Source organism: Streptomyces zinciresistens K42, assembly GCF_000225525.1.
Lineage (GTDB): Bacteria > Actinomycetota > Actinomycetes > Streptomycetales > Streptomycetaceae > Streptomyces > Streptomyces zinciresistens.
Map to the genome: position 1 here is coordinate 1 of NZ_AGBF01000476.1, position 680 is coordinate 680.

Here is a 680-nt window from a genome sequence, read left to right on the forward strand (position 1 = left end):
TTCTGCGCCCCTTCGGCGACAGCGCCCACGACCACATCTGACCGTCACCTCCGAAAGGACACCGCCGTGCGCCTCCAGCCCTTCCCGGCCGCCGCGGGCGAGCCCGTGCCCTCAGCCCGCGTCCGGTATCCCGCCCCTCGCCCCGCGCGCCGGCGGGAGGCGCCCGGACAGGTCGGCGGGTTCAGCAGGCTCGAACGGTTCGGACGGTTCGGACACCGCCGTGTCCGGCCGCTGCTGGGGCAGGACCGGCTGGAGCACCAGCATCCGCTCGACGATGCGCAGGAACATCGCGACGTCCCGGATGAGGTCGTCGGCGTCCCGGCGGCCGGCCGCGCCCTGGATGCCCGCCTCGGCTTGGGCGCGGCGCCGGGCGCCGGAGGCGAACAGGGCGCTCCACTCGGTGAGTTCGGGCGCTATCTCGGGGAGCACCTCCCAGGCGCTGCGGATCCTGGCCCGGCGCCTGGGGCTGGACTCCGGGCGCCCCCGCGCGGCGAGCACGGCGGCGGCGACGCGCAGGGCGGCCAGATGGGCCGTGGAGAAGCGCTCGTTGGGGGTTTCCAGAACCGCGGCCTCGTCGAGTCCGGCACGGGCCTTGGCGAGCAGGTCGAGGGCGGCGGGCGGCGCCGTGGCCCGGCGGAGCACGGGGTGCACGTCGCTCGCCGGGCCGGTCAGTGAGGGGG

The 680-nt window shown here is 76.8% G+C and carries 1 protein-coding gene; it reads right to left on the reverse strand.

The window, feature by feature from the left end; translation table 11 throughout:
• Window positions 1–111: 111 nt before the first annotated feature.
• On the reverse strand, window positions 112–680 hold a 569-nt coding region (locus SZN_RS37280), incomplete at its 5' end, for an SAV_6107 family HEPN domain-containing protein (RefSeq protein ID WP_007506606.1).